General features: G+C 50.6%; 1 rRNA gene. It reads right to left on the bottom strand.

The window, feature by feature from the left end:
- Window positions 1-68: 68 nt before the first annotated feature.
- Window positions 69-1,628, bottom strand: a 16S ribosomal RNA gene (locus DVW06_RS16560).
- Between the last annotated feature and the right edge of the window lie 209 nt (window positions 1,629-1,837).

Genomic DNA, 1,837 nt, shown 5'->3' with positions numbered 1-1,837 from the left:
CTTTGAGAGTAAACCTCTCAAAACTGAACAAAGGCAAACGATGTGTAGTCTTCCGTACTATTCCTTAGAAAGGAGGTGATCCAGCCGCACCTTCCGATACGGCTACCTTGTTACGACTTCACCCCAATCATCTATCCCACCTTAGGCGGCTGGCTCCAAAAAGGTTACCTCACCGACTTCGGGTGTTACAAACTCTCGTGGTGTGACGGGCGGTGTGTACAAGGCCCGGGAACGTATTCACCGCGGCGTGCTGATCCGCGATTACTAGCGATTCCGGCTTCATGTAGGCGAGTTGCAGCCTACAATCCGAACTGAGAGAAGCTTTAAGAGATTAGCTTAGCCTCGCGACTTCGCAACTCGTTGTACTTCCCATTGTAGCACGTGTGTAGCCCAGGTCATAAGGGGCATGATGATTTGACGTCATCCCCACCTTCCTCCGGTTTGTCACCGGCAGTCTCGCTAGAGTGCCCAACTAAATGATGGCAACTAACAATAAGGGTTGCGCTCGTTGCGGGACTTAACCCAACATCTCACGACACGAGCTGACGACAACCATGCACCACCTGTCACTTTGCCCCCGAAGGGGAAGCTCTATCTCTAGAGTGGTCAAAGGATGTCAAGACCTGGTAAGGTTCTTCGCGTTGCTTCGAATTAAACCACATGCTCCACCGCTTGTGCGGGCCCCCGTCAATTCCTTTGAGTTTCAACCTTGCGGTCGTACTCCCCAGGCGGAGTGCTTAATGCGTTTGCTGCAGCACTGAAGGGCGGAAACCCTCCAACACTTAGCACTCATCGTTTACGGCGTGGACTACCAGGGTATCTAATCCTGTTCGCTCCCCACGCTTTCGAGCCTCAGCGTCAGTTACAGACCAGAGAGCCGCCTTCGCCACTGGTGTTCCTCCATATATCTACGCATTTCACCGCTACACATGGAATTCCACTCTCCTCTTCTGCACTCAAGTCTCCCAGTTTCCAATGACCCTCCCCGGTTGAGCCGGGGGCTTTCACATCAGACTTAAGAAACCGCCTGCGCTCGCTTTACGCCCAATAAATCCGGACAACGCTTGCCACCTACGTATTACCGCGGCTGCTGGCACGTAGTTAGCCGTGGCTTTCTGGTTAGATACCGTCAAGGGATGAACGTTCTACTCTCATCCTTGTTCTTCTCTAACAACAGAGTTTTACGATCCGAAAACCTTCTTCACTCACGCGGCGTTGCTCGGTCAGACTTTCGTCCATTGCCGAAGATTCCCTACTGCTGCCTCCCGTAGGAGTCTGGGCCGTGTCTCAGTCCCAGTGTGGCCGATCACCCTCTCAGGTCGGCTATGCATCGTGGCCTTGGTGAGCCGTTACCTCACCAACTAGCTAATGCACCGCGGGTCCATCCATCAGTGACGCAAAAGCGCCTTTCAACTTTCTTCCATGCGGAAAATAGTGTTATACGGTATTAGCACCTGTTTCCAAGTGTTATCCCCTTCTGATGGGCAGGTTACCCACGTGTTACTCACCCGTTCGCCACTCTTTTTCTTTCGGTGGAGCAAGCTCCGGTGAAAGAAAAAGCGTTCGACTTGCATGTATTAGGCACGCCGCCAGCGTTCGTCCTGAGCCAGGATCAAACTCTCATAATGATTTGTTTGAACGATCCATAGGATCGTTAAGCTCAAATAAAATTAACTTTGCTAGCTATTGCTTGCATGTATTTTGCTTCATAAATGAAGCGCCCTACACATTGGTTCGTTTGCTTGCTTTGTTCAGTTTTCAAAGGTCTACTGCGCTGCGTTAGCAACTTTTAAATCATATCAGATCAACAAGTGAATGTCAACTCTTTTTTTAAAAG

It is taken from the genome of Enterococcus sp. ARL09-542, assembly GCF_005234805.1.
GTDB classification, from domain to species: Bacteria; Bacillota; Bacilli; order Lactobacillales; family Enterococcaceae; genus Enterococcus_D; species Enterococcus_D gallinarum.
This window is presented reverse-complemented; position numbering and strand designations above follow the sequence as displayed.